This window comes from Streptomyces sp. NPDC031670 (genome assembly GCF_055580545.1).
The window spans coordinates 1-23,910 of the sequence record NZ_JBVILC010000015.1 but is presented as its reverse complement, the minus strand read 5'-3'; the positions used below and the strand labels follow the sequence as shown (position 1 = coordinate 23,910).

Sequence of the window (23,910 nt, the reverse complement as noted above, 5' to 3'; positions counted from 1 at the left end):
GCCCGCTTGGCCCGGAAGGCAGGAGATCGCACAGCTGATGACGGAACGACCCGCGCAGCGCACACCCAACCGACAACTCGCCGCGCTCATCGCGGAGGCAGGATTCTCCAACGCGGGGCTCGCGCGCCGCGTGGACCAGCTAGGCCTGGAGCACGGCCTGGATCTGCGGTACGACAAGACGTCGGTGACCAGGTGGCTGCGCGGGCAGCAGCCACGCGGCACCACGCCCGCGCTGATCGCCGAAGTGTTCACCCGGCGCCTGGGGCGCAGACTCTCGGCCCAGGACCTGGGGCTCGACGCCTGTGCGCCGGTGTACGCCGGGCTGGAGTTCGCGGCGACCCCGGAGGAGGCCGTCGACATCGTCAGCGGTCTGTGGCGCAAGGACTCCGGCAGCCACGTCGAGCTCCGGAAGATCGCCTTCACCCCGGCCGGGCTCGTGGTGCCCAGCCGGGACTGGCTGATCGGACGCGCCGACGAACGCGTGAGCCACGGCGACCCCACCCCGCGCTTCGCGGGCGAGACGGCCGCGGCGGCCCCCCGCATCCCCACCCAGGGCCGGCCCGCCGTGCCCCGGCAGCGCGGCTCGGAGCGCGGCCCCGGACAGCGGGTGACCAGCGGCGACATCGCGGCCCTGCGCTCGGTGGGGGAGCTCTTCCGCACCCTGGACCACGCCTACGGCGGCGGCCACGCGCGACAGGCCCTGGTGCGGTATCTGGAGCACGAGGCCGAGCCGATGCTGCGCGGCAGCTACGGCGAGAACGTCGGCCGCAGGCTCTTCGCGGCGGCTGCCGACCTCACCCGGCTGGCGGGCTGGACCTCGTACGACATCGCCGCGCACGGGCTGGCGCAGCGGTACTTCGTCCAGGCGCTGCGTCTGGCGCAGGCGGCGGGTGACCGGGCGTACGGGTCGTATGTGCTGGTCACCATGAGCCGCCAGGCCGTCTACCTCGGCCACGGCCGGGAGGCGGTGCAACTGGCCCGGGTCGCCCAGCAGGGCGTCGGGTCCTCGGCGCCGCCGGTGGTGCAGGCCCTGCTGCACTCCGTGGAGGCGCGCGGACACGGGGTGCTCGGCGAGATCCGGGCGTGCACCGCCTCGCTGGTACGGGCGGAACGGGCGATGGAGGCGGCGCGGCCGGGGGACGAGGTGCCGCACTGGGCGCGGTTCTTCGACGACGCGCAGCTGGCGGACGAGTTCGGGCACTGCCACCGCGACCTCCAGCAGTACCGGGCCGCCGCGCAGCACGCCGAGCGCTCCTTGCAGTTGCGCGCCCCGGCGTACGCCCGGTCCCGGCTCTTCTGCCGGGTGGTGCTGGCGTGCGCCCGGCTCGGGCTCGGGGAGCTCGACCAGGCGTGCGCGCTCGCCGCGGAGGCGGCGCAGCAGGCGAGTGAGATGCGGTCGGTCCGGGCGGTCGAGTACGTGCGGGACTTCGAGCGGCGGTTGGAGCCGTATCGGGACGCGGCGGCGGTACGGACGTATCGCGACCGGGTCGCCGCGCTCGGGTAGGCGCCGCCGGCTGTTCTGCCCGGTGGTCGTGTGCGGGGCGGTGGTGGGCTGGTCGCGCAGTTCCCCGCGCCCCTTGGGCCGTGGTTGTCTGCGGGTTGTGGTGGGTTGCTCGCGCCGTTCCCCGCGCCCCTAAAAGCCCAGGGGCGCGGGGAACCGCGTGGCCAGGCGCCCACGGGCCGCGGGCGACATCACCGCCCGCGGCGCCGTGGGCGATCGGGCTCAGGCCGCCGGCCTCATGGTCGTGGGCTCCGGGGTTGCCGGGCGCAGGCCCAGGTCGGTCAGGAGTGCGTGCGCGGCCCTGCGGCCCGAGTACAGCGCCCCCTGGACCGTGCTGGTGTCCCGGTGGTCGCCGCACACGTACAGGCCCGCCAGCAGCCGCACGGGGCGGCGTACGTCGTGGGGTGCGGGCATGGCCGGGACCGCCTCGGGGGTGTGGCGGACGGCCAGCAGCTCCCAGTCCGTCGTGGACGTGCCGTACAGCCGTTCCAGGTGGGCCAGGACCGAGGCCTCCAGGTCCGGCGGCGGCGGGCCGAGCACGGTGGAGCTGATGAGCGCCCGCCCGCGCGGCGCGCGCGCCGGATCGACCTCGCTCATCACCGCCGTGTGCGCCACCGGCCCGCCCCCGTCCGCGTCCAGCAGCAGCGCCGGCTCGGCCAGTGGGGACGCGGGGGCGGTGTGGTGCACCACCGTCACCGGGTGGAACGGCGGCACCCGCAGCCCGGGCAGCAGCTCGGAGGCGGCGCGCGCGTCGGTGGCCAGCAGCAGCGAGCGGCAGCCGATCACGCCGTGGTCGGCCGTGGTCACCGCGGTCGTGGCGACCGAGGTGACCTTGACGCCGCTGCGGACCGTGCCGGGCGGCAGCGCCGCCGCGAGCAGCTCGGGCAGGGCCGAGGCGCCCCCCGACGGCACACACAGCCGGCCGCGCGCGAAGCCGCGCAGGGCGAGGTCCGCGCACCGGCTTGAGGTGGTGAGGTCGGGGTCGCAGAGCAGCGCGGAGAGCAGCGGGCGTACGAACCCGTCGAGGGTGCGGGCGGGCAGCCCCCGGGTCTGCAGGGCCGTTCCGATGGGCAGTTCGGGCCGGGCGAGCAGCCGCTCCACCGGCGTCGCGGCGAGGCGCGCGAGCGAGGCGCCCAGCCGGGCCTGGTCGAGCGCGCCGCCCAGCGGGGTGGCGGCGCCCCGCGCGGTGCTCCTGGGCACGCCCCGGGGGCCTCCCCTGGGGGCGCTTGCGAGGGCGCGCGCTGTTGCGAGTGCGCCCCGCGCGCTCCGCGGCACGCCCGCCCGGTAGTGGCGGCCCGCGCTGTGGACGAGCACCCCGGGCGCGAACGCGCTCACGGCCAGGCCGTCCAGGCCGGGCGTGCGCGTCAGCTCCGGGTACGAGGTGGAGAGCAACTGGCCGATCCGGTCGAGGCGGAAGCCGTCGAGGTGCTCGGTGGACATGCGCCCGCCCACCTCCCCGGCGGCCTCCAGGACCATGACCGAGACCCCCGCGCCGGTCAGCTGGTGAGCCGCTGACAGGCCGGCGAGCCCGGCTCCCACGATGACGACGTCCGCCTGATGTGCGGTACTGAGCACGTGCCCCTCCCTGAGGTCGGCGCGGCTTGGTGGAGGCCTCATGCCCCCAACCGGTTCACGAAATGCAGGAGTTCGGAGAGAGAGACTAGAAAGCGCGGTCGATTCCACGGGTCGCGCACACGACCGGGCACGGATGCACGGCGGCGCACCCCGTGCGCCGGGTGTCCTTTCGACCGGGCCCGCGAGACAGGCCCGCGAGACGGGTACGCGAGACGGGTACGCGGAGCCCGCCCCGCCGACGGCCGCCGGAGTCCCGCCCCGCGCCTGCCCGGCGCCTACCCGGCCGCCCTGATCGCCCCGTCGATCCCCGGGAACGCGAATCTGAAGCCCGACTCCAGGAGCCGGTGGGGCAGGACCCGCTGACTGCCCAGGACGTCCTGGGCGAACTCGCCCAGGGCCAGCCGGATCGCCGGGGCCGGGACCGGGAAGAGCGCCGGCCGGCGCAGCACCCGGGCCATCGCCGCCGTCACCTCGCGGTTGGTGACCGGCTCCGGGGCCGTCAGGTTCACCGGGCCCGACAGGCCGGGGGAGTCCAGGAGGTGCCGCAGGGCCGCGATGTGGTCGTGCAGGGAGATGAACGACCAGTACTGGCGGCCGTCGCCGAGCCGCCCGCCCAGCCCCGCCCTGAAGATCGGGAAGAGCCTGCCCCAGGCGCCGCCCTCGCGGGCGACCACCAGCCCGGTGCGGGCGAACACCGTACGGATGCCCGCCTCCTGGGCCGGGGCCGCCGCCTCCTCCCACTCCACGCACACCCGCGCGAGGAAGCCGTCGCCGGGCGGCGCCTCCTCGTCCACCGCGCGCGTGCCCGTATCGCCGTAGTAGCCGATCGCCGTGCCGCACAGCAGCACCTTCGGCGGTTGGTCGAGCGAGGCCAGGGCCTCGGCGAGGGCGGCCGTGCCGAGCACCCGGCTGTCGCGGATCTCCTTCTTGTACGCCTCGGTCCACCGGTGGTCCCCGACCCCGGCGCCGGCGAGATGGACCACCGCCTCGCACCCGGCGAGCCCCGCCGCGTCCACGTACTGGCGCCGCGGGTCCCACTCGACCTCGTCGCCGGTCCGCGCCGGACGCCGCACCAGACGGACCAGCTCGTGTCCGTCCGCCCGCAGCGACCGTCCCAGCGCCGTGCCGATGAGCCCGGTCGAGCCCGTGATCGCGATCCGCATGCCGCCTTCTCCCGATGGTGGAGGGTGCCCCGCTCCGGGGCGAAAACCATGCTTCCTCATCCGTACCCGATGGCACAGTTGCCCCATGTCCGTGCCGTACATACGTCCCGCCCGTCTGGCTGACGCAGCCGCCCTCACCGAGATCGACCGCGAGGTCTGGTCGCCGCTGCACTCGGTCCAGCCCCCGCCACAGCCTCCGTTCGCCCCGTTCTTCGACCCCGCGAACCCGCCCGCGTGCCACCTGGTGGCGGAGCTCGACGGCCGGGTGGCCGGATATCTGCGGCTGGTCCCGCCCACCGGCCTGGAGTGCAACGGCCACGTCCGCCAGATCCGGGGCCTGGCCGTCTCCGAAGGCGCCCGGGGCCGGGGCCTGGCCCGCGCGCTGCTGCGCGCCGCCGTCGAGGAGTCCCGGCGCCAGGGCGCGCGCCGGCTGACCCTGCGCGTCCTGGGCCACAACGCCCCCGCCCGCGCCCTCTACGCCTCGGAGGGCTTCACGGTCGAGGGCGTGCTGCCCGGGGAGTTCCTGCTGGACGGGGAGTACGTGGACGACGTGCTGATGGGGCGCTCGCTCACCGAGTGACGTAGAACAGGAGGTAACAGCAGAAATCCGGCGGACGAGGAGCTTCCCCATGGCGGTCGAGGACGCGTCCGGGCTGCTGCCGGTCGCCCCCCGGCCCCTGTGGCAGCGGGCGCTGCCGGTGGTGGTCCTCGCCGCGATCACGGCCGCCCAGCTCGCCACCCCCAACGGGGTCGAGCTCGGATACTTCCTGGCCGCCGTGCCGCCGCTCGCCGCCTTCGCCTACGGCCCGCTCGGCACGGTCGTGCTGGCCACCGTCACCTTCGTCGGCGTCCTGCTGCCGCACACCCGCGACTGGTACCCGCACCCCGGCGACATCCTCACCCTCGCGGTCGTCGTGGTCTTCAGCGTCGTGGTGGCCCGGGTGCGTCAGCACCGCGAACACCAGCTGGTCACCGTCCGTACCGTGGCGGAGGCCGCGCAGCTCGCGGTGCTGCCGCCGCTGCCGGACGCGGTGGGCCCGGTGCGCTGCGCCGGGCTCTACCAGGCCGCCCAGAGCGGCACCCTGGTCGGCGGCGACTTCTACGACGTACGCGAAGGCCCGCACGGCGTCCGGGCGGTGATCGCGGACGTCCAGGGCCACGGCCTGGCGGCGGTCGGCACGGTGGCGGCGCTGCTCGGCGCCTTCCGCGAAGCGGTCCTCGACGAGCCCACGCTGCCGGGCGTCGCGGCACGCCTCGACCGGCGCCTGGTGACCGACGCGGGAGCGGACGGCCAGGGCGAGCTGTTCGCCACCGCGCTCCTGCTGGAGTTCCCGCCCGGCGAGCGGGTCGTACGGGTGGTCAGCTGCGGGCACCCCCGGCCGTTCCTGCTGCGCGGGCGCGGCGCCGCCGAGCTGGCCGCCGAGCCCGCGCCGCCGCTGGGCCTGGGGCTTGCGGGCCTCGCGCCGCCCCGCGAGCTGCGGGTGGAGCTGGCGGAGGGGGACCGGATCCTCGCGTACACGGACGGGGTGACCGAGGCGCGCGACGGGGCCGGGGTCTTCTACCCGCTCGCCGAACGGCTGGCGGCGCTGGCCCCGCGCGACGGCCTGGCGACGCTCACCGAGGCGGTACGCGACGACCTCGTGCGGTACGCGGGCCGGGCCAAGGACGATGTGGCACTGCTGGCGCTGGCCACGGACCGCCCGGGCTAGAGCGAGCCGCCGAACCGCTCCCACAGCCGGGGGAACCGTTCCGCCAGGGCGCCCTCGTCCTCCGGGTCGAGCGCGGTGCCCACCGGCTCGGCGGGCTGGGGCGAGATACCCAGATCGGGCGTGACGGCCCCGGTGAGCTGCTCGTACGCCTCGTCCGCCGCGTAGCCGAGGTCCTCGCCGTCCCCGTCGATCTCCTCGTCGAAGTCGTCCAGGAGCTCGGCGAGCCGGTCCGGCTCGTGCACGGCGCCCTCGAACACCTCGCGGCCCTGCCCGATGAGCCAGCAGCGGAAGTAGTCGAAGGCGTCGTCACCGGCGCCGCCCAGCAGTACGGCCGCCGCGCCCCACAGATCCCAGGCGTAGGCGCGGTTGTAGCGGGCCTCGAAGTGCCGGGCGAAGTCCAGGACGGATTCGGGGTCGAGTTGCAGCAGGCGCTCGACCAGCAGCTCCGCGTGGTCCTCGGGGTCGCCCTCGGCGTCCTCGCGGGTGCTGTCGATGAGCTCCCAGAATTCCGTCTCGTCCATCACGGTGTCCAGCATCGTGGCTGGCGGGTGGGCGCGCACGCGGAGCCGTACAAATCAGCCCTTCGGGCGGACCGATCGCCCCACGGGCCCCACGGGCCCCGTCTCACTCGCCCCGACCGTCCGGCACGCGGTCGTACAGTCCGGCCATCGCACGGGCCGCGGCGGCGAACCGCCCCCGCAGCGCGGCCGGTTCGAGCACCTCCGCCTCCGGCCCGAGCGACATCAGCTGGGCGAACGCCACGTCGTACGACTCCACCGGCAGCACCACGGTCGTCCGGCCCCGCTCGTCCGGAGCGCCGGCCGCCGCCAGGGCCGCGAGGACCGGCTCCCGGTCGCCCATGACGTGCGGCAGCCGGGCGGCGCCCGCCTCGGACACCCGCACGAGCACGGTCTCCCGGAGTATCGCCCGGGCGAAGCCGGCCGCGCGCTCGGCCCAGAAGCCCGCCAGGTCGAACGACTCGTCCCGGACGAACACCTCCTCGCCCTCGCGCACCTCGTCGAACCGGTCCAGCCGGTACACCCGGAAGCCCGGGCGCTCCCCGTCGGCGCGGGCGCACACGTACCAGACCCCGGCCTTCAGGACGAGCCCGTACGGCTCCAGACGGCGCTCGACCGCCTCCCCGTCGCGGCGCCGGTAGACCACCCGCAGAGCCCGGTCCGCCCACACGGCACGGGCGACGGCCGGCAGATGGCCGGGCGTCCCCGGCTCCCGCCACCAGGCGGGCGCGTCCAGATGGAAGCGCCGCCCGGCGCTCGCGGGCGCGTCCCGCAGCGAGGGGAGCAGGGCCGCCGACACCTTCAGTCGGGCGGCCGAGGCCGCGTCCTCCAGGCCCATGTCCCGCAGCGCGGCCGGCACCCCGGACAGGAACAGCGCGGCGGCCTCGTCCCTGGCGAGCCCGGTGAGGCGGGTGCGGTACCCGCCGACCAGCCGGTAGCCCCCGGCCCGGCCCCGGTCCGCGTACACCGGGACGCCCGCCTCGGCCAGCGCCTGCGCGTCGCGGGTGACGGTCCGCTCGGAGACCTCCAGCTCGCGCGCCAGCTCGGCGGCGGACATGGAGGGCCGTGACTGGAGGAGCAGGACCATCTTGATGAGCCGGGCGGCACGCATGAGGCAATGATGCCCGCGCCCCCACGGGCACCCGCGCGGCGGGACAGGAACGCCCCCGGGGGCGCGGCACAGAGCCGCGCCCCCGGGGGCGTACACCGCTTCGGCCGGCCTACAGGCCGTACCGCTCGCGGGCCTCCTTCACGGCCGAGGTCTTGACCTCGCCGCGCCGGGCCAGCTGGGCCAGGGCCGCGACCACGATCGACTCGGCGTCCACACCGAAGTGGCGGCGGGCCGCGTCACGGGTGTCGGAGAGGCCGAACCCGTCGGCGCCGAGCGAGGACCAGTCCTGCTCGACCCACTGCGCGATCTGGTCCGGGACCTGGCGCATGTAGTCGCTGACCGCGAGGACCGGGCCCTCGGCACCGGCCAGCGCCTGACGTACGTACGGAATCCTCTCCTCGCCGCGCAGCAGCGCGGCGTCCGCCTCCAGGGCGTCGCGGCGCAGTTCGGTCCAGGAGGTCGCGGACCACACGTCGGCGGCCACGCCCCACTCCTCGGCGAGCAGCTTCTGGGCCTGCAGGGTCCAGTGGATCGCCGTGCCGGAGCCGAGCAGCTGGATGCGCGGCGGGTTGACGGCGGCCACGTCGAGCCCGGCCGACTCGGCCGTGTTGAACCGGTAGAGGCCCTTGACGATGCCCTCGTCGATCCCGGCCGGCTTGGCGGGCTGCGGCATGGGCTCGTTGTAGACGGTGAGGTAGTAGAAGACGTCTCGGTCCTCGCCCGGGGCCGCCTCGCCGTACATCCGGCGCAGACCGTCCTTGACGATGGTGCCGATCTCGTACGCGAACGCCGGGTCGTAGGTCAGCGCCGCCGGGTTGGTCGCGGCGATCACCGGCGAGTGGCCGTCGGCGTGCTGGAGGCCCTCACCGGTCAGCGTGGTGCGGCCGGCGGTGGCGCCCACCAGGAAGCCGCGGCCCAGCTGGTCGCCGAGCTGCCACATCTGGTCGGCGGTGCGCTGCCAGCCGAACATCGAGTAGAAGATGTAGAACGGGATCATCGCCTCGCCGTGCGTGGCGTACGCGGTGGAGGCGGCGATGAAGTCGGCCATCGAACCGGCCTCGGTGATCCCCTCGTTGAGGATCTGGCCGTCCGTCGCCTCGCGGTAGTACATCAGCTGGTCGCGGTCGACCGGCTCGTACGTCTGGCCCTTGGGGGAGTAGATCCCGAGGGAGGGGAAGAGGCTCTCCATACCGAAGGTGCGGGCCTCGTCCGGGACGATCGGGACCCAGCGCCGGCCGGTCTCCTTGTCGCGGATGAGGTCCTTGACCAGCCGGACGAAGGCCATGGTGGTGGCCATGGACTGGTTGCCGGAGCCCTTGTCGAAGGCGGCGAACGCCTTGTCGGCCGGGGCGGGCAGCGGGGCCAGCGCGTGGGTGCGGCGGGCCGGGGCCGGGCCGCCGAGGGCGGCGCGCCGCTCCTGGAGGTAGCGGACCTCGGGGGAGTCGGCGCCGGGGTGGCCGTAGGGCACCACGCCGTCGGTGAACTGCGCGTCCGAGATGGGGAGTTCGAGAAGGTCCCGCATGTTCTTGAACTCGTCGTTGGAGAGCTTCTTCATCTGGTGGTTCGCGTTCTTGGACGCGAAGCCCTCACCGAGGGTGAAGCCCTTGACGGTCTGCGCCAGGATGACGGTCGGCGCGCCCTTGAACTCGAGCGCGGCCTTGTAGGCGGCGTACACCTTGCGGGGCTCGTGGCCGCCGCGGGAGAGGTGGAAGCACTCAAGGATCTTGTCGTCGCCGATCAGCTTCGCCATCTCGACGAGCACCGGGTCCTTGCCGAAGAAGTCCTCGCGGATGTAGGCCGCGTCCCGCGTCTGGTACGTCTGCACCTGCGCGTCCGGGACCTCGCGGAGCCGGCGGACGAGGGCGCCGGTGATGTCGAGCGCGAACAGCTCGTCCCAGGCGCCGCCCCACAGCGACTTCACGACGTTCCAGCCGGCGCCGCGGAACTGGGCCTCCAGCTCCTGCACGATCTTGAAGTTGGCGCGGACCGGGCCGTCGAGGCGCTGGAGGTTGCAGTTGATGACGAAGGTGAGGTTGTCGAGGCCCTCACGCGCGGCGAGCGCGAGTGCGGCGGTCGACTCGGGCTCGTCCATCTCGCCGTCACCGAGGAAGGCCCACACGTGGGAGCCCGAGACGTCCTTGATCTTCCGGTTGGTGAGGTACCGGTTGAAGCGCGCCTGGTAGATGGCGGAGAGCGGCCCCAGACCCATGGACACGGTCGGGAACTCCCACAGCCAGGGGAGGCGGCGGGGGTGCGGGTAGGAGGGCAGACCGTGGCCGGCGGACTCCTGCCGGAAGTTGTCGAGGTGGCTCTCGTTCAGCCGGCCGTCGAGGAAGGCGCGGGCGTAGATGCCGGGGGAGGCGTGGCCCTGGATGTAGAGCTGGTCGCCGGACCCGTCGGCCTCCTTGCCCTTGAAGAAGTGGTTGAAGCCGGTCTCGTACAGCCAGGCGGCGGAGGCGAAGGTGGCGATGTGGCCGCCGACGCCGTGCTTGGCGCCGCGGGTGACCATCGCGGCGGCGTTCCACCGGTTCCAGGCCGTGATCCGGCGCTCCATCTCCTCGTCACCGTCGACCGCGGGCTCGGCGGAGGTGGGGATGGTGTTGACGTAGTCCGTCTCCAGCAGCTTGGGCAGGGCCAGGCCCGCGCCCTCGGCGTGCTGGAGCGTGCGGCGCATCAGATACGCGGCCCGGTGGGGGCCGGCGGCCTTGGCGACGGCGTCGAGGGAGGCCGCCCACTCGGCGGTCTCCTCGGTGTCACGGTCCGGGAGCTGGTCGAGCTCGCTCGGAGACTTGCGCGTGGGGTCGATCATGATCGCCGCCTTCCGGACAGGAGGGGGGTGGAGAAGGGTGCCGTGTCTGGCAGGACAGGGCTCGTGGACCGGGTAAGTCCGCCGTTGACTGTAAGCCGACGATCGATGATCGATCAAAGTGTTGAGCGAAAAACTTCTCGTTACGGGGAAAGTCGGCACAGGGTGCCGTGGATGGGGGCACGGGGTGCCTTGTTTTCCCAGGTGGGGTGGGGTTCGGATGAGCGGGTGCGCCGGATTCTGAGCGGGGTCACGCACCCCTCTCCCTCCAACGAACCGGGGCTGCGCCCCGGGCCCCCTTGTGTTTGTCTGCGGGCCGGTGGGGGCTCGTCGCGCAGTTCCCCGCGCCCCTAGGGGGGTTCCGGTAGCCGGGGAACTTGGCTCAGCCACAGACCACCTAGGGGCGCGGGGAACTGCGCGAGCAACCCGGGACGGCGCGCGGATGACCGACGGCCTTTCAAGGGGCGCGGGGAACTGCGCGGTCAGCCCTGGTGGGGTCGCAGGGTCGGCACTTCGGGTGTTATAGGCGGGTCGCTGGGGGCCGGGAAAGCGGGGGGCGCGGCTCCGGAGGGGGTTACGCTCGGGGCGCGCAGCCCAGGACGTGGGACTTCACCAGCGTGCCGATCCGCGGGTCGTGCCGCCGGAACGCCTCCACCAGCTCCTGGTGCTCCTCCGCGTACGACTTCTGCACGGTGCCCAGCCACCGGATGGACAGCGCCGTGAACACCTCGATCCCGAGGCCCTCCCAGGTGTGCAGGAGGACCCCGTTGTGCGCCGCGCGCACCAGCTCCCGGTGGAACCCCACCGTGTGCCGCACCTGCGCCGTCCCGTCCGCCGCCGCGTCCGCCTCGTACAGCGCCGCCACATGGGGCTCCAGGGCCGAGCAGTCCGCGGCGAGGCGGTCCGCCGCCAGCTCCGCGGCGATCTGCTCCAGACCCGCCCGTACGGGGTAGCTCTCCTCCAGGTCGGCCGCCGTCAGGTTCCGTACCCGTACGCCCTTGTTCGGCGCCGACTCGATCAGCCGCAGGGATTCCAGCTCCCGCAGGGCCTCCCGGACCGGCGTCTGGCTGACCTGGAGCTCGACCGCGATCCGGCGCTCCACGATCCGCTCGCCCGGCTTCCAGCGACCGCTGACGATCCCCTCCACGATGTGCTCGCGGATCTGCTCGCGCAGCGAGTGGACGACGGGCGGGGTCATGAGGGCTCCTTCACGCGCGAGCGGTGACCTCTAGACAATACGGCGGCGCCCCCACCTGGAATCACTCCGGGCGGGGGCGCCTTCGTCACAGACCGTACGGCCGCGGGTCCTACAGGCCGAGCTCGACCTCGAACTCGCCGGCCTCCAGGATCGCCTTGACGGCCGTCAGGTAGCGGGCCGCGTCGGCGCCGTCGACCAGACGGTGGTCGTAGGAGAGCGACAGGTAGGTCATGTCGCGGACACCGATGACCGTGCCCTCGGCGGTCTCGATGACCGCCGGGCGCTTGACCGTGGCACCGATGCCCAGGATGGCGACCTGGTTCGGCGGCACGATGACCGTGTCGAACAGCGCGCCGCGCGAGCCGGTGTTGCTGATCGTGAAGGTCGCGCCGGACAGCTCGTCCGGGGTGATCTTGTTGGCGCGGACCTTGCCGGCCAGCTCGGCCGTGGCCTTGGAGATACCGGCCAGGTTGAGGTTGCCCGCACCCTTGATGACCGGCGTCATCAGACCCTTCTCGGAGTCCACGGCGATGCCGATGTTCTCCGAGTCGAAGTACGTGATGGTGCCCTCGTCCTCGTTGATCCGGGCGTTGACGACCGGGTGGGCCTTCAGCGCCTGGGCCGCCGCCTTCACGAAGAACGGCATCGGGGACAGCTTGACGCCCTCACGGGCGGCGAAGGAGTCCTTGGCGGCGGCACGCAGCTTCATCAGCTTCGTGATGTCCACCTCGACGACCGTGGTGAGCTGCGCCTGCGAGTGCAGGGCCTTCATCATGTTGTCGCCGATGACCTTGCGCATCCGGGTCATCTTCACCGTCTGGCCGCGCAGCGGGGACGCCTCCAGGGAGGGGGCGGCCTTCGCGGCGGGCGCGGCGGCGGCGGCCGGCGCCGGGGCGGCGGCCTTGGCGGCCTCGGCCGCGGCGATGACGTCCTGCTTGCGGATACGGCCACCCACACCGGTGCCCTTGACCGCGCCCAGGTCCACACCGGACTCGGAGGCGAGCTTGCGCACCAGCGGCGTGACGTACGCGCCGTCGTCACCGGCGCCGCCGGCCGGAGCCGGAGCGGCGGCCGGGGCCTGCTGCACCGGGGCGGCGGGCGCCGCGGCGGGCTGCGGGGCCGGAGCCGGGGCCTGCGGGGCGGCGGCAGGGGTCTGCGGAGCCGGGTCCGGCACCGGGGCCTGCTGCGCCGGGGCGGGCTGCGCGGGGGCCGGGGCCTGCGCGGCCGGGGCGGGCTGCGCCGGGGCGGGTGCCGCGGCCGGGGCCGGGGCGGCCTGGGCGGGAGCCGCGGCGGGCGCGGAGCCCGCGGCGCCGATGACGGCCAGCTTGGCGCCGACCTCGGCGGTCTCGTCCTCGCCGACCACGATCTCCAGCAGCACACCGGCGACCGGGGCGGGGATCTCGGTGTCGACCTTGTCGGTCGAGACCTCCAGCAGCGGCTCGTCCTCGGCCACCTCCTCGCCGACCTGCTTCAGCCAGCGGGTGACGGTGCCCTCGGTCACGCTCTCACCGAGCGCGGGAAGGACGACGTCGGTGCCCTCGGCGGAGCTGCCGCCGGACGCGGCCTCGGCCGTCGGGGCCGGGGCGGGGGTCTGCGTCTCGGTGGACGGCGCGGCCTGCGGTGCGGGGGCCTCCTGAGCGGGAGCCTCCTGCGCCGGAGCCTGCTGCGCCGGGGCGGCCTCGGCGGCCGGGGCGCCGGAGCCGTCGTCGATGATCGCCAGCTCGGCGCCGACCTCGACGGTCTCGTCCTCGGCCACCTTGATGGAGGCCAGGATGCCGGAGGCGGGGGCCGGGATCTCGGTGTCGACCTTGTCGGTCGAGACCTCGAGCAACGGCTCGTCGGCCTCGACGCGCTCGCCCTCGGCCTTGAGCCAGCGGGTGACGGTGCCCTCGGTGACGCTCTCGCCGAGCGCCGGAAGGGTTACGGAAACCGACATGGTTTCAGTTTCTCCTTACAGATTTGCGGAAGTGGTCGTCGCGCCCGAGGGCAATCAGTCGTGGGAGTGCAGCGGCTTGCCGGCCAGCGCCAGGTGCGCCTCGCCGAGCGCCTCGTTCTGCGTCGGGTGCGCGTGGATGAGCTGCGCGACCTCGGCCGGCAGAGCCTCCCAGTTGTAGATCAGCTGGGCCTCGCCGACCTGCTCGCCCATACGGTCACCGACCATGTGGACGCCGACCACGGCACCGTCCTTGACCTGGACGAGCTTGATCTCGCCCGCGGTCTTGAGGATCTTGCTCTTGCCGTTGCCCGCGAGGTTGTACTTCAGAGCGACGACCTTGTCCGCACCGTAGATCTCCTTGGCCTTGGCCTCGGAGATGCCGACGGAGGCGACCTCGGGGTGGCAGTACGTCACGCGCGGCACACCGTCGTAGTCGATCGGGACGGTCTTGAGACCGGCCAGCCGCTCCGCCACCAGGATGCCCTCGGCGAAGCCGACGTGCGCGAGCTGGAGGGTCGGGACGAGGTCACCGACGGCCGAGATGGTCGGCACGTTGGTGCGCATGTACTCGTCGACCAGGACGTAGCCGCGGTCCATCGCGACGCCCTGCTCCTCGTAACCGAGGCCCTGGGAGACCGGGCCGCGGCCGATGGCGACGAGGAGGACCTCGGCCTCGAACTCCTTGCCGTCGGCCAGCGTGACCTTGACACCGTTCTGGGTGTACTCGGCCTTCTGGAAGAAGGTGCCCAGGTTGAACTTGATGCCGCGCTTGCGGAAGGCGCGCTCCAGGAGCTTGGAGGAGTTCTCGTCCTCGGCCGGCACCAGGTGCTTGAGGCCCTCGACGACCGTGACGTCGGTGCCGAAGGACTTCCACGCCGAGGCGAACTCGACGCCGATGACGCCGCCGCCCAGGATGATCGCGGACTGCGGGACCCGGTCCAGGGTGAGCGCGTGGTCCGAGGAGATGATCCGGTTGCCGTCGATCTCCAGGCCCGGCAGCGACTTCGGCACGGAGCCGGTCGCCAGCAGGACGTGGCGGCCCTGGACGCGCTGCCCGCCCACGTCGACCGAGGTGGGCGACGACAGCCGGCCCTCACCCTCGATGTACGTCACCTTGCGGGAGGCGACCAGCCCCTGGAGGCCCTTGTAGAGGCCCGAGATCACGTCGTCCTTGTACTTGTGGACGGCCGCGATGTCGATGCCCTCGAAGGTGGCCTTGACGCCGAACTGCCCGGCCTCGCGGGCCTGGTCGGCGATCTCGCCGGCGTGCAGCAGGGCCTTGGTGGGGATGCAGCCGTTGTGCAGGCAGGTGCCGCCGAGCTTGTTCTTCTCGATCAGTGCGACGTCCAGGCCCAGCTGCGCTCCGCGCAGGGCCGCGGCGTACCCGCCACTGCCACCGCCGAGGATCACTAGGTCGAAAACGGTGCTGGCGTCGTTCGCCACGTCACGTCCTCCATGCATGTGCGCCGGGCGCGGTCGTCGATGACCGGCGGCGGCTGGTGTTCGGCCGCTTTTCTTCGGCCCTGTGGTGGGGGCCCTGTCCTGCCGAGAACCCATCTTCGCACTTGTTGACTGAAGGCGGGACGCGGGGCCGGGGTCTGAGACGGCCGATCGTCCCTCTGGCGGGCGATCACCGGGTACGTATCCCCGGATTTCGTCCACAGCGGAACCCGGCCGCGTGCGAGGGGTGAACACGGATGGCCTCGGGCATATGCCCGAGGCCATCCGTGTCACAGGGGTCAGCCCAGCTCGCCGTCGGCGGTGCGCTCGGCCAGCCGGACCAGGGTGCGGACCGCGGAGCCGGTGCCGCCCTTGGGGGTGTAGCCGAAGGGGGCGCCCTCGTTGTAGGCCGGGCCCGCGATGTCCAGGTGGGCCCAGGTGATGCCCTCGCCCACGAACTCCTTCAGGAACAGACCGGCCACCAGGCCGCCGCCCATCCGCTCACCCATGTTGGCGATGTCGGCGGTCGGGGAGTCCATGCCCTTGCGCAGGTCGGCGGGGAGCGGCATCGGCCAGGACTGCTCGCCGGCCTCCTCGGCCGTCTCGTGGACGGCGGTGCGGAAGGCGTCGTCGTTGGCCATCACACCGAAGGTGCGGCTGCCGAGCGCCATCATCATGGCGCCGGTCAGGGTCGCCACGTCGACGATCGCGTCCGGGTTCTCCTCGGACGCCTTGGCCAGGGCGTCGGCCAGGACGAGCCGGCCCTCGGCGTCGGTGTTGAGGACCTCGACGGTCTTGCCGCTGTACATGCGCAGCACGTCGCCCGGACGGGTGGCGGTGCCCGAGGGCATGTTCTCGGCGAGCGCCAGCCAGCCGGTGACGTTCACCTTCAGGCCCAGGCGGGCGGCCGTGACGACGGCGGCGAAGACGGCGGCGGCGCCGGCCATGTCGCACTTCATCGTCTCGTTGTGGCCCGCCGGCTTCAGCGAGATGCCGCCCGAGTCGTAGGTGATGCCCTTGCCGACGAAGGCCAGGGACTTCTCCGCCTTGGGGTGGGTGTAGCCGATGCGCACCAGGCGCGGGGCGTTGGCGGAGCCGGCGCCGACGCCGAGGATGCCGCCGTAGCCACCCTTGGTGAGGGCCTTCTCGTCGAGCACCTGGACCTTGACGCCGTGCTCCTTGCCGGCCGCGGTGGCGACGGCGGCGAAGGACTCGGGGTAGAGGTCGTTCGGCGGGGTGTTCACCAGGTCGCGGGCGCGGTTGATCTCCTCGGCCAGCGCGACCGCGCGCTCGACGGCCGCCTTGTGAGCCTTGTCACGCGGCTTGGCGCCGGTCAGGGCGATCTCGGCCAGCGGCGCCTTGCCGTTCTTGGCGCCGTCCTGGTACGCGGTGAAGGCGTACGAGCCGAGCAGCGCGCCCTCCGCGATGGCCGCCACGTCCTCGGCCGCCTCCACGGGCAGCGCGAACGCGGCCTTCTTGGTGCCGGTGAGGGCGCGGGCCGCGACACCGGCGGCCGTGCGCAGCACCTCGGCGGCGAAGGTCTCGTCCTCGTCGGGGGCCGTGCCGAGTCCGACGGCCAGCACGACGGGTGCCTTCAGACCGGACGGCGACGGCAGCTTGGTCGCCTCGCCCTCGGCACCGGAGGCGCCCAGGGTCTCCAGGACGCCGGCGAGCTTGCCGCCGAACGCCTTGTCCACGGCCTCGGCGCCCGGCGCGACGACCAGACCCCCCTTGGGCCCGGTGCCCTTGGTGATGCCGACGACCACGGCGTCGGCGCGCAGCGTCGCGGCACCGGCAGTGCTGAGAGTCAGAGCAGTCACGGTGGTGAAGTCTCTCTTCCGTTGAGTTCTCGAGCCGAGGGATGGGTCGGCTGTGCCCCGGCGCATCGTAATTCGGCCGAGTTGGGCGCGGATACGAGCGTACGCGCGCGGACGCGCTCCGATCACGGCGGCGGAGAGTTACGGCTACGCGGGCCACCCCCCGTCTTCCACGCCGTGCTCGGCCCCGGACGGCCCGCGGTTCCTAACGCGCCCCCAGCGCCGCCACGATCAGGGCCCCGGTCGCCGCCGTCTCGGCCACCGCGCCGAACACGTCTCCCGTCACCCCGCCGAAGCGGCGTACGCAGTGGGCCAGGAGCAGCTGGGCCGCCGTCAGGGCCGCCAGGAGCGCCAGGGTGTGGTGCAGGGCCGCGCCGGGGCCCAGCGTCAGCCCGGCCGCCGCCGCGCACCCCGCCGCCACCACTACGGCCACCCCGCCCGCCGCCCGCCACGGCACCGCCCCCGCCACCGCCGCCCCCAGGCCGTCCGGGCGGGCCGGGGGGACTCCGGGGCGGCAGGCCAGGGTGAGGGCGAGGCGGGCCGTGACGGCCGCCGCCGTCGCCGCGAGCGCGCCCCGGGCCCAGCCCGCCGCGTACAGCTCGGCCAGCGCTGCCACCTGGCCCAGCAGGACGAAGACGAGGGTGAGCACCCCGAACGGGCCGATGTCCGACTGCTTCATGATCCGCAGCGCGTCCTCGGCGGGCTTGGCGCTGCCCAGGCCGTCCGCCACGTCCGCCAGCCCGTCCAGGTGCAGGCCCCGGGTGAGCGCGGCCGGGACCGCCGCCGTGGCGACGGCGGCGAGCAGCGGGCCGGAGTCCAGCAGGAGCAGCGCGCCCCCGACGGCCGCCGCGCAGCCGCCGACCACCAGACCCGCCAGGGGGGCCCAGAGCATCCCGGAGCGGGCCGCCTCGCGGTCCCAGCGGGTGACCCGTACCGGGAGCACGGTGAGCGTGCCGAAGGCGAAGCGTATGCCGTCCATGGGATTCATCGGGCGCAGGCTATCCCGGCCGCCGTCCGAAGCCCCACAGGGGTAAATTGCCCCTATTGCCACCATGTGGATCGGATGGGGATGAGCTGGTTCAACCGGAACTTCGTCGAGCCGGGGAAGCTGCCGATGCTGCTCGCCCTGGCGTCGTTCGTGCTGACCTTCGTCGTCACCCGTACGATCACCCGGCTCATCCGGGCCGGGCGCGGCCCGTTCCGCAACATCCGGCCGGGCGGACTGCACATCCACCATGTGGTGCCGGGGGTGGTCCTCTCCGTGGTGGGCGGGTTCGGAGCGGTCGCCAGCGGGCGGCACGGGATCGGCGCCGGTGTCTTCGCGGTGGTCTTCGGGATGGGCGCGGGCCTGGTCCTCGACGAGTTCGCGCTGATCCTGCACCTGGACGACGTCTACTGGACCGAGCAGGGCCGCAAGAGCGTCGAGGTGGTGGTGATGACCGCCGCCCTGGTGCTGCTGGCCCTCGCCGGGTTCTCGCCGCTCGGCGTCAACGACGTGACCCCGCAGGAGAGCCACGACCGGGCGTCGTTCATCCTCACCGTCGCGGTCAACTTCGGGTTCGTGCTGATCGCGCTCGTCAAGGGCAAGTTCCGGCTCGCCGTGGTGGGCGCGCTCGTCCCGTTCGTGGCGCTCGTCGCCGCGGTCCGACTCGCCCGGCCGGGCTCCCCGTGGGCGCGCCGGTTCTACCGCGGGCGCGCCCGGGCCCGCGCCCGGTCTGCCCTGCGGCTCTACCGGCACGACCGGCGCTGGACGCGGCTGCGGCGGCGGGCTCAGGACTTCATCGGCGGGGCCCCGGACAGGCTGCCCGTGCGCCGCCCCTGACGCGCGCGGGCGCGGCGGCGCTTCTGGCGCACCGAGGTGACCCAGCACAGCCCGCCCACCGCGACGATGGCCGCGATGTGCTCCTTGCCCGCCAGATTGTCCTTGGCCAGCACCTCGACGGCCATCGAGGCGGCCACGACCCCGGCCGTCCAGTACGCCCGGTAGCGCCAGCACACGTACAGCGCCAGGCCCACCACCGCGGCCGAGGGGCCGGTGTCGACCATCCGGGCGTCCGAGGCGGGCAGCCCCAGCACGCCGTCGGGGCCGAGCGCGATGCCCACGCGCGCGTACATCGTCCCGGCCAGGGTCGCCGCGTAGGCGATGAGCAGGGTGTGGCGGCGGCCGATGCAGATCTCCGCGACCCCGAAGACCAGCAGCAGCTGGGCGAGCGCGCCCCACACCGGCAGGTCGAGGGCCGGGACGAAGAGGGAGAGCGGGGTGCGCAGCAGGGAGATCCACAGGGCGTCCTCGGCCTTCACCGAACCGATGAGCTGGACCGGGCGGAAGCCCCAGGGCTGGTTCTGCACGACCTGGAACAACGATGTCAGCGCGACCGCGCCGAGCGTCATGGGGACCGCCCGCCAGCGCTGGGTGGAGAGCGCGTAGCGGACGGCAAGGTGGAGGGGACCCCACTCCCGCCGGGCGAACCGACGTACTGGTCCGTTGCCCGGCAGGGAGAGGGGGACCTTCACCTCTGGGACTCCAGATGCCTGCGGTGCAGCCACTTGGGCAGTCCGGGCGCCTCCAGGAAGCCTTCGGCGCGAGCCGCGGCGATGCCGATGCGCGGCAGGTCGGCGGACTTCTCGAAGAGCATGAAGCGGGGCTCCCAGATCGGGCGGTACTTGGCGTTGGCGCGGTACAGCGACTCGATCTGCCACCAGCGGGAGAAGAAGCTGAGCAGCGAGCGCCACAGCCTCAGCACCGGACCCGCGCCGAGCTTCGAGCCACGTTCGAAGACGGAGCGGAACATGGCGAAGTTGAGCGAGACCTGGGTGATCTGGATCTCCTTGGCGCGCTGGAGGAGCTCGATGACCATGAACTCCATCAGGCCGTTCTCGGAGTCGCGGTCGCGGCGCATCAGGTCGAGCGAGAGCCCGTTGGGGCCCCACGGCACGAAGCTGAGGACGGCCCGCAGGGCGCCCTCGCCGTCGGTGCACTCCAGCATCACGCACTGGCCGTCCGCCGGGTCCCCGAGGCGGCCCAGGGCCATGGAGAAGCCGCGCTCGGTGGCGCCGTCGCGCCAGTCGTCGGCCTTGCGCAGCAGTTCACTCATCTCATCGGCAGGAATGTCCGCATGGCGGCGGATCCTCACCTCGTACCCGGCACGCTTCACCCGGTTGTACGCCTGACGCACCGTCCGCATGGCGCGGCCGTCCAGGGTGAAGTCGGCGGTCTCCACGAGCGCCTCGTCACCGAGCTCCAGCGCGTCCAGGCCGTGCCGGGCGTAGACGGTGCCGCCCTCCTCGCTGGCGCCCATCACCGCCGGGGTCCAGCCGTGCTCGCGCGCCTCGGCGAGCCACGGCTCGATCGCGCCCGGCCACGCCTCGGGGTCGCCGATGGGGTCGCCGGAGGCCAGCGAGACACCGCCCACCACCCGGTAGGCCACCGCGGCCTTGCCGGTGGGGGACCAGATGACGCTCTTCTCGCGGCGCAGCGCGAAGTAGCCGAGCGAGTCGCGCTCGCCCTGCTTGTCCAGGAGCGCGCGCAGCTTCTCCTCGTCCTCGACGGAGAGGGGGTCGACGGCCCTGCGGTTGCGGAAGGCCGCGTAGATCACGGCGATCAGCAGCAGCGTGGACAGCACGTTGATGGCCACGTTGACCCAGCCCGGGGTGTCGATCCCGGTGATGTCGTGGTCGTCGGGGACGAGCGAGACGAGCCGCATCACGCCGTAGCGCCAGCGGCCCAGGAACGTCGAGTGCTGGCTGCCCTCGTACGTGTTGGTGACCGTGACCAGGAGCGTGGCCAGCAGCGAGGTGAGCAGCAGGCCGCCGGCCGCGACGACCGCCGCGAGACGGGGGTTGGCGCGGTCGCCCTTGGCGTAGAACTCGCGGCGGCCGAGCAGCAGGGCGACGACGAAGGCCGCGGTGAGGACCAGGGACACCCAGTTCTGCGCGTACTGCCGGATCTCCGGGAAGACCATGACGAACGCGAACAGCAGCAGGACGAGGCTGCTGAGCACCATGTTGAGGATCCAGGCGGCACGCTTGCGGCGGCGCATGGTGACCGCGAGGAACAGCGTGAACACGCCCGAGGCGAACCCCGCGTCGAGCAGGTACGGCGTGAAATAGTTGTCCGTGTTGTGACGCCGAAGGTCCTGGCCCAGCGAAACCCACACGGCGCTCAGGAAGTTGATGAACGTCACGGCTCGCAGGTACCAGACGGCGAATGCCGCACTGCGTCGCGACCGGACGGTGTTCCGGTTCAATCCTTCGGTGGTCAAGCGGACTTCTCCCATGAAACGCGATCATATGGGGCATCGGACATCGCGCCTCATGGCGGTCACGGCCGCGGCCGGGCGGCGCCCGGCCGCACCGCGGCTCAGTCTTCGGCGCGATCCCCCTCGGTCTCCGCGCGCTCGGGAAGCTCCGCGGCCAGGGCGGCGGCGGCCTGCACGAGAGGGAGGGCGAGCAGGGCCCCGGTTCCTTCACCCACAGTGACGCCGTGGTCGAGCAGGGGGTTGAGTGCCATCCGGTCCAATGCCTTGGACTGGGCCGGCTCCCCGCTCAGCTGACCGGCCAGCCACCAGTCCGGAGCCCGGAAGGCGGCCCGCTGAGCAACCAGCGCGCAGGCCGACGAGACCACCCCGTCCAGGATGACCGGCATTCGGCGCACCGCGCACTGAAGCAGAAAACCGGTGGTCGCGGCAAGGTCGGCCCCGCCGACGGCCGCCAGCAGCTCCAGCTGGTCGCCCAGAACCGGCCGCGCCCGGCGCAGCGCGTCCCGGATCGCCGCGCACTTGCGCATCCACGCCAGGTCGTCGATCGTCGCCCCGCCACGCCCGGTGACCACCGAGGCGTCGGTGCCGCACAGCGCCGCGATCAGGGTGGCCGCGGCCGTGGTGCCGCCCACGCTGAGGTCGCCCAGCACCACCAGGTCGGTGCCGGAGTCGGCCTCCTCGTCGGCGATCCGCATCCCGAGGCGCACCGCCGCCTCGGCCTCCTCGACGGTCAGCGCGTCCTCGATGTCGATCCGCCCGCTGCCCCGCCGCACCCGGTGCCGTACGACGTCCTCGGGAAGCAGCGCGGGGTCGCAGTCCAGCCCCGCGTCCACGACCCGTACGGGGGCGCCCAGCCGCCGGGCGAGTACGGAGACGGGACCCGCGCCGTCCAGCACGGACCGCACCAGGGTGTGCGCGGAGCCCGCCGGGCGCGCCGAGACGCCCAGTTCCGCGATGCCGTGGTCACCGGCGAAGAGGATCACGCGCGGGTGCTCGATGGGCCTGACCGGCACCGTGCCCTGCGCGGCGGACAGCCACTCGCCCAGCTCGTCGAGCCGGCCGAGCGCGCCGGACGGCACGGTCAGCCGCTCCCGGCGTTCCTCGGCGTCACGCCGCACACCGCTGTCGGGGCGTTCGATCAGATCGGAGAAGTCGTCGAGATTCAGCCTGCTCATTCGCCGAACAGTACCGGCAGCGCGGGCCCGCCCCACCGGTGGTGCGGCGAGATCGGGCCCCGGCGCCCAGCGGCTCAGCCGCGCAGGACCAGGGCCTGCCCCGCGACGACCAGCAGGACGTGCTCGCACTCCGCCGCCACCGCCGAGTTGAGCCTGCCGAGCTCATCCCGGAACACCCGCCCCGCGCGCGTCGCCGGCACCACCCCCGACCCCACCTCGTTGCTGACGAACACCACGGTCCTCGGGGTCGCCCGCACCGCCGCGACCAGCTCGGCCACCCGCTCGCGCACCGCCTGCGGCAGCTTCTCCTCCTCCCACGCCCCGGCCCGGTCCATGGCGTCGGTCAGCCACAGCGACAGACAGTCCACGAGCAGCGCGGGCCCCTCGGAGGCCAGCAGCGGCACCAGCTCGCAGGTCTCCTCCGTACGCCAGGCGCCCGGCCGCCGGTCGCGGTGCAGGCCGACCCGGGCCGCCCACTCCGGGTCGCCCTCCCGGGTGCCGCCCGTCGCCACGTACACCACCTCCGGGAAGGCCTCCAGACGGCGTTCGGCCTCCACCGACTTGCCCGAGCGCGCCCCGCCCAGCACCAGGGTGCGGCGCGGCAGATCGGGCACCGCGTGGTACTCCCCGACGATCAGCGTCGACCCGTCCGGCACCGCCCGCGCCCCGGCCGCCGCCAGCCGGCGGCGCAACTCGTGCCCGGGGGGCACGTCGTGGCCGATGTGCGCGGCGACCACGTCCGTGGCGGCCCCCACCGCGCCCGCCGCCCGCAGCCGGGCCAGCGCGTCCGGCCGCCCCAGCACGTCGCAGACCACCATGTCGTACGGGAGCGGGGCCCCGGCCATCCCCGACGGCGCCCCGCCGGGCGGCAGGTACAGCAGCCGCTCGCCCTCGGGCGAGGTCACCTCGTACCCCGTGCCCGGGGCGTCCATCGGCACGGCCCGTACCCGGTGCCCGCTGATCAGCGTCAGGACCCGGCCGTCCGGCACCCGCCCCGCCGAGGGCAGCCCGGGCGGCAGCTCCACCGCGGGCCCGTCGTGCGGATGGGTGAGCAGGACCTGCCGTACGCCCGTGAGCGAGTGCCCGGACCGGGCGGCGGCCAGCGCCGCCCCGGGGGTCAGATCGAGCAGCAGGGCGCCGTCGACGAGCAGGGCGGTCGCGGCGCGCGCCTGGTCACCGCGGGCCGAGGCGCACGCGGCGCAGGGGCAGTCGGGGCGCGGCAGCCCGTCGGGGGCGCCGGTGCCGAGGAGAGTCAGTTCCACGAAGACGATCCTCCCGCGTCACCGCGGGCGGTGCGCGCCCGGATACGCTGCGGGCAGCAACGTGACCCGGGAGGCGGACATGGCGTGGACGTGGCGATTCGAGAAGTCCGACGGGACGGAGGTCGAGCCGGCGGTGGCACCGGAGGAGTTCACGACCCAGGGCGACGCGGAGTCCTGGATCGGTGAGGTCTGGAAGGACCTGCTGGAGGGCGGGGCCGACCAGGTGCACCTCTTCGACGACGGCAAGAAGATCTACGGCCCGATGAGCCTCCAGGCCGACGCGGGCTGACGCGCGGACGCACGGTGGCACGGGGCGGGGGGGGGGGGGGGGAGGGGGGGGGGGGGGGGGGAGGGGGGGGGGGGGGGGGGGGGGGGGGGGGGGGGGGGCTGGGGGGGGGGGGGGGTCCCGAACGACGAAGGAGGGTGTCGGGGAGGAGAGG

The 23,910-nt window shown here is 73.7% G+C and carries 19 protein-coding genes; 5 read left to right on the top strand and 14 right to left on the bottom strand.

Translation table 11 applies throughout. From position 1 onward, the window contains the following. The first annotated feature begins 37 nt into the window (after positions 1–37). Positions 38–1,504, top strand: a complete 1,467-nt coding sequence (locus tag ACZ5ID_RS25690; protein WP_468902259.1) for a regulator — start codon at positions 38–40, stop codon at positions 1,502–1,504. Between the two features lie 219 nt (positions 1,505–1,723). On the opposite strand, the gene ACZ5ID_RS25685 is transcribed toward ACZ5ID_RS25690, so the two are convergent. Further along, a complete protein-coding gene (locus tag ACZ5ID_RS25685) occupies positions 1,724–3,076 on the bottom strand; it encodes an NAD(P)/FAD-dependent oxidoreductase (RefSeq protein ID WP_468902256.1) in 1,353 nt (450 codons plus the stop codon). 275 nt (positions 3,077–3,351) lie between these two features. Then, positions 3,352–4,239: a TIGR01777 family oxidoreductase gene (locus tag ACZ5ID_RS25680; RefSeq protein ID WP_468902254.1), complete on the bottom strand. Its 888-nt coding sequence runs from the start codon at positions 4,237–4,239 to the stop codon at positions 3,352–3,354. Positions 4,240–4,324: 85 nt separating this feature from the next. On the opposite strand from ACZ5ID_RS25680, the gene ACZ5ID_RS25675 reads away from it, so the two are divergent. Beyond that, the gene (locus ACZ5ID_RS25675) at positions 4,325–4,819 is read left to right on the top strand and encodes a GNAT family N-acetyltransferase (protein ID WP_468902252.1); all 495 of its coding nucleotides are present in this window, start codon (positions 4,325–4,327) and stop codon (positions 4,817–4,819) included. Between the two features lie 49 nt (positions 4,820–4,868). After that, positions 4,869–5,948, top strand: coding sequence for a PP2C family protein-serine/threonine phosphatase (locus ACZ5ID_RS25670; protein WP_468902249.1), 1,080 nt, complete (start codon positions 4,869–4,871; stop codon positions 5,946–5,948). On the opposite strand, the gene ACZ5ID_RS25665 is transcribed toward ACZ5ID_RS25670, so the two are convergent. The 8 genes from ACZ5ID_RS25665 to ACZ5ID_RS25630 all read right to left on the bottom strand — a co-directional run bounded on the left by ACZ5ID_RS25665 (position 5,945) and on the right by ACZ5ID_RS25630 (position 17,762). Continuing rightward, positions 5,945–6,469, bottom strand: a complete 525-nt coding sequence (locus tag ACZ5ID_RS25665) for a DUF4240 domain-containing protein (protein ID WP_468902247.1) — start codon at positions 6,467–6,469, stop codon at positions 5,945–5,947. The two genes, ACZ5ID_RS25670 and ACZ5ID_RS25665, sit on opposite strands and share 4 nt — an antisense overlap. A 103-nt stretch (positions 6,470–6,572) precedes the next feature. Next, entirely contained in the window at positions 6,573–7,577 is a 1,005-nt protein-coding gene (locus ACZ5ID_RS25660) for a helix-turn-helix transcriptional regulator (RefSeq protein WP_468902245.1), read from the bottom strand. Positions 7,578–7,686: 109 nt separating this feature from the next. Next, entirely contained in the window at positions 7,687–10,386 is a 2,700-nt protein-coding gene (gene aceE / locus ACZ5ID_RS25655; RefSeq protein ID WP_468902242.1) for a pyruvate dehydrogenase (acetyl-transferring), homodimeric type, read from the bottom strand. Positions 10,387–10,957: 571 nt separating this feature from the next. Then, positions 10,958–11,581, bottom strand: coding sequence for a GntR family transcriptional regulator (locus ACZ5ID_RS25650; RefSeq protein WP_358836434.1), 624 nt, complete (start codon positions 11,579–11,581; stop codon positions 10,958–10,960). Positions 11,582–11,690: 109 nt separating this feature from the next. After that, the gene (sucB, locus tag ACZ5ID_RS25645) at positions 11,691–13,517 is read right to left on the bottom strand and encodes a 2-oxoglutarate dehydrogenase, E2 component, dihydrolipoamide succinyltransferase (RefSeq protein WP_468902238.1); all 1,827 of its coding nucleotides are present in this window, start codon (positions 13,515–13,517) and stop codon (positions 11,691–11,693) included. A 54-nt stretch (positions 13,518–13,571) separates the two neighbouring features. Further along, positions 13,572–14,960, bottom strand: a complete 1,389-nt coding sequence (gene lpdA / locus ACZ5ID_RS25640) for a dihydrolipoyl dehydrogenase (RefSeq protein WP_468902235.1) — start codon at positions 14,958–14,960, stop codon at positions 13,572–13,574. 296 nt (positions 14,961–15,256) lie between these two features. Then, complete coding sequence (locus ACZ5ID_RS25635; protein WP_468902232.1) at positions 15,257–16,777, bottom strand: leucyl aminopeptidase; 1,521 nt, start codon at positions 16,775–16,777, stop codon at positions 15,257–15,259. A gap of 202 nt (positions 16,778–16,979) precedes the next feature. Beyond that, the gene (locus ACZ5ID_RS25630; protein ID WP_468902230.1) at positions 16,980–17,762 is read right to left on the bottom strand and encodes an adenosylcobinamide-GDP ribazoletransferase; all 783 of its coding nucleotides are present in this window, start codon (positions 17,760–17,762) and stop codon (positions 16,980–16,982) included. A 75-nt stretch (positions 17,763–17,837) separates the two neighbouring features. Between ACZ5ID_RS25630 and ACZ5ID_RS25625 the strand changes: the two genes are divergently transcribed. Then, positions 17,838–18,596, top strand: a complete 759-nt coding sequence (locus ACZ5ID_RS25625; RefSeq protein ID WP_468902227.1) for a hypothetical protein — start codon at positions 17,838–17,840, stop codon at positions 18,594–18,596. Here the strand turns inward: ACZ5ID_RS25625 and ACZ5ID_RS25620 are convergent. The 4 genes from ACZ5ID_RS25620 to ACZ5ID_RS25605 all read right to left on the bottom strand — a co-directional run bounded on the left by ACZ5ID_RS25620 (position 18,545) and on the right by ACZ5ID_RS25605 (position 23,470). Next, positions 18,545–19,288 (bottom strand): hypothetical protein, encoded by a 744-nt coding sequence (locus ACZ5ID_RS25620; protein WP_468902225.1) that lies wholly within the window; start codon positions 19,286–19,288, stop codon positions 18,545–18,547. The genes ACZ5ID_RS25625 and ACZ5ID_RS25620 overlap by 52 nt on opposite strands. Continuing rightward, a complete protein-coding gene (locus ACZ5ID_RS25615; protein ID WP_468902222.1) occupies positions 19,285–21,051 on the bottom strand; it encodes a phosphatidylglycerol lysyltransferase domain-containing protein in 1,767 nt (588 codons plus the stop codon). The genes ACZ5ID_RS25620 and ACZ5ID_RS25615 overlap by 4 nt, the downstream gene beginning before the upstream one ends. An 83-nt stretch (positions 21,052–21,134) precedes the next feature. Further along, the gene (cobT, locus tag ACZ5ID_RS25610) at positions 21,135–22,208 is read right to left on the bottom strand and encodes a nicotinate-nucleotide--dimethylbenzimidazole phosphoribosyltransferase (protein WP_406556110.1); all 1,074 of its coding nucleotides are present in this window, start codon (positions 22,206–22,208) and stop codon (positions 21,135–21,137) included. 74 nt (positions 22,209–22,282) lie between these two features. After that, positions 22,283–23,470: a bifunctional adenosylcobinamide kinase/adenosylcobinamide-phosphate guanylyltransferase gene (locus ACZ5ID_RS25605; protein WP_468902218.1), complete on the bottom strand. Its 1,188-nt coding sequence runs from the start codon at positions 23,468–23,470 to the stop codon at positions 22,283–22,285. 79 nt (positions 23,471–23,549) lie between these two features. Between ACZ5ID_RS25605 and ACZ5ID_RS25600 the strand changes: the two genes are divergently transcribed. Then, a complete protein-coding gene (locus ACZ5ID_RS25600) occupies positions 23,550–23,759 on the top strand; it encodes a hypothetical protein (RefSeq protein WP_468902215.1) in 210 nt (69 codons plus the stop codon). The last annotated feature ends 151 nt before the right edge of the window (positions 23,760–23,910 follow it).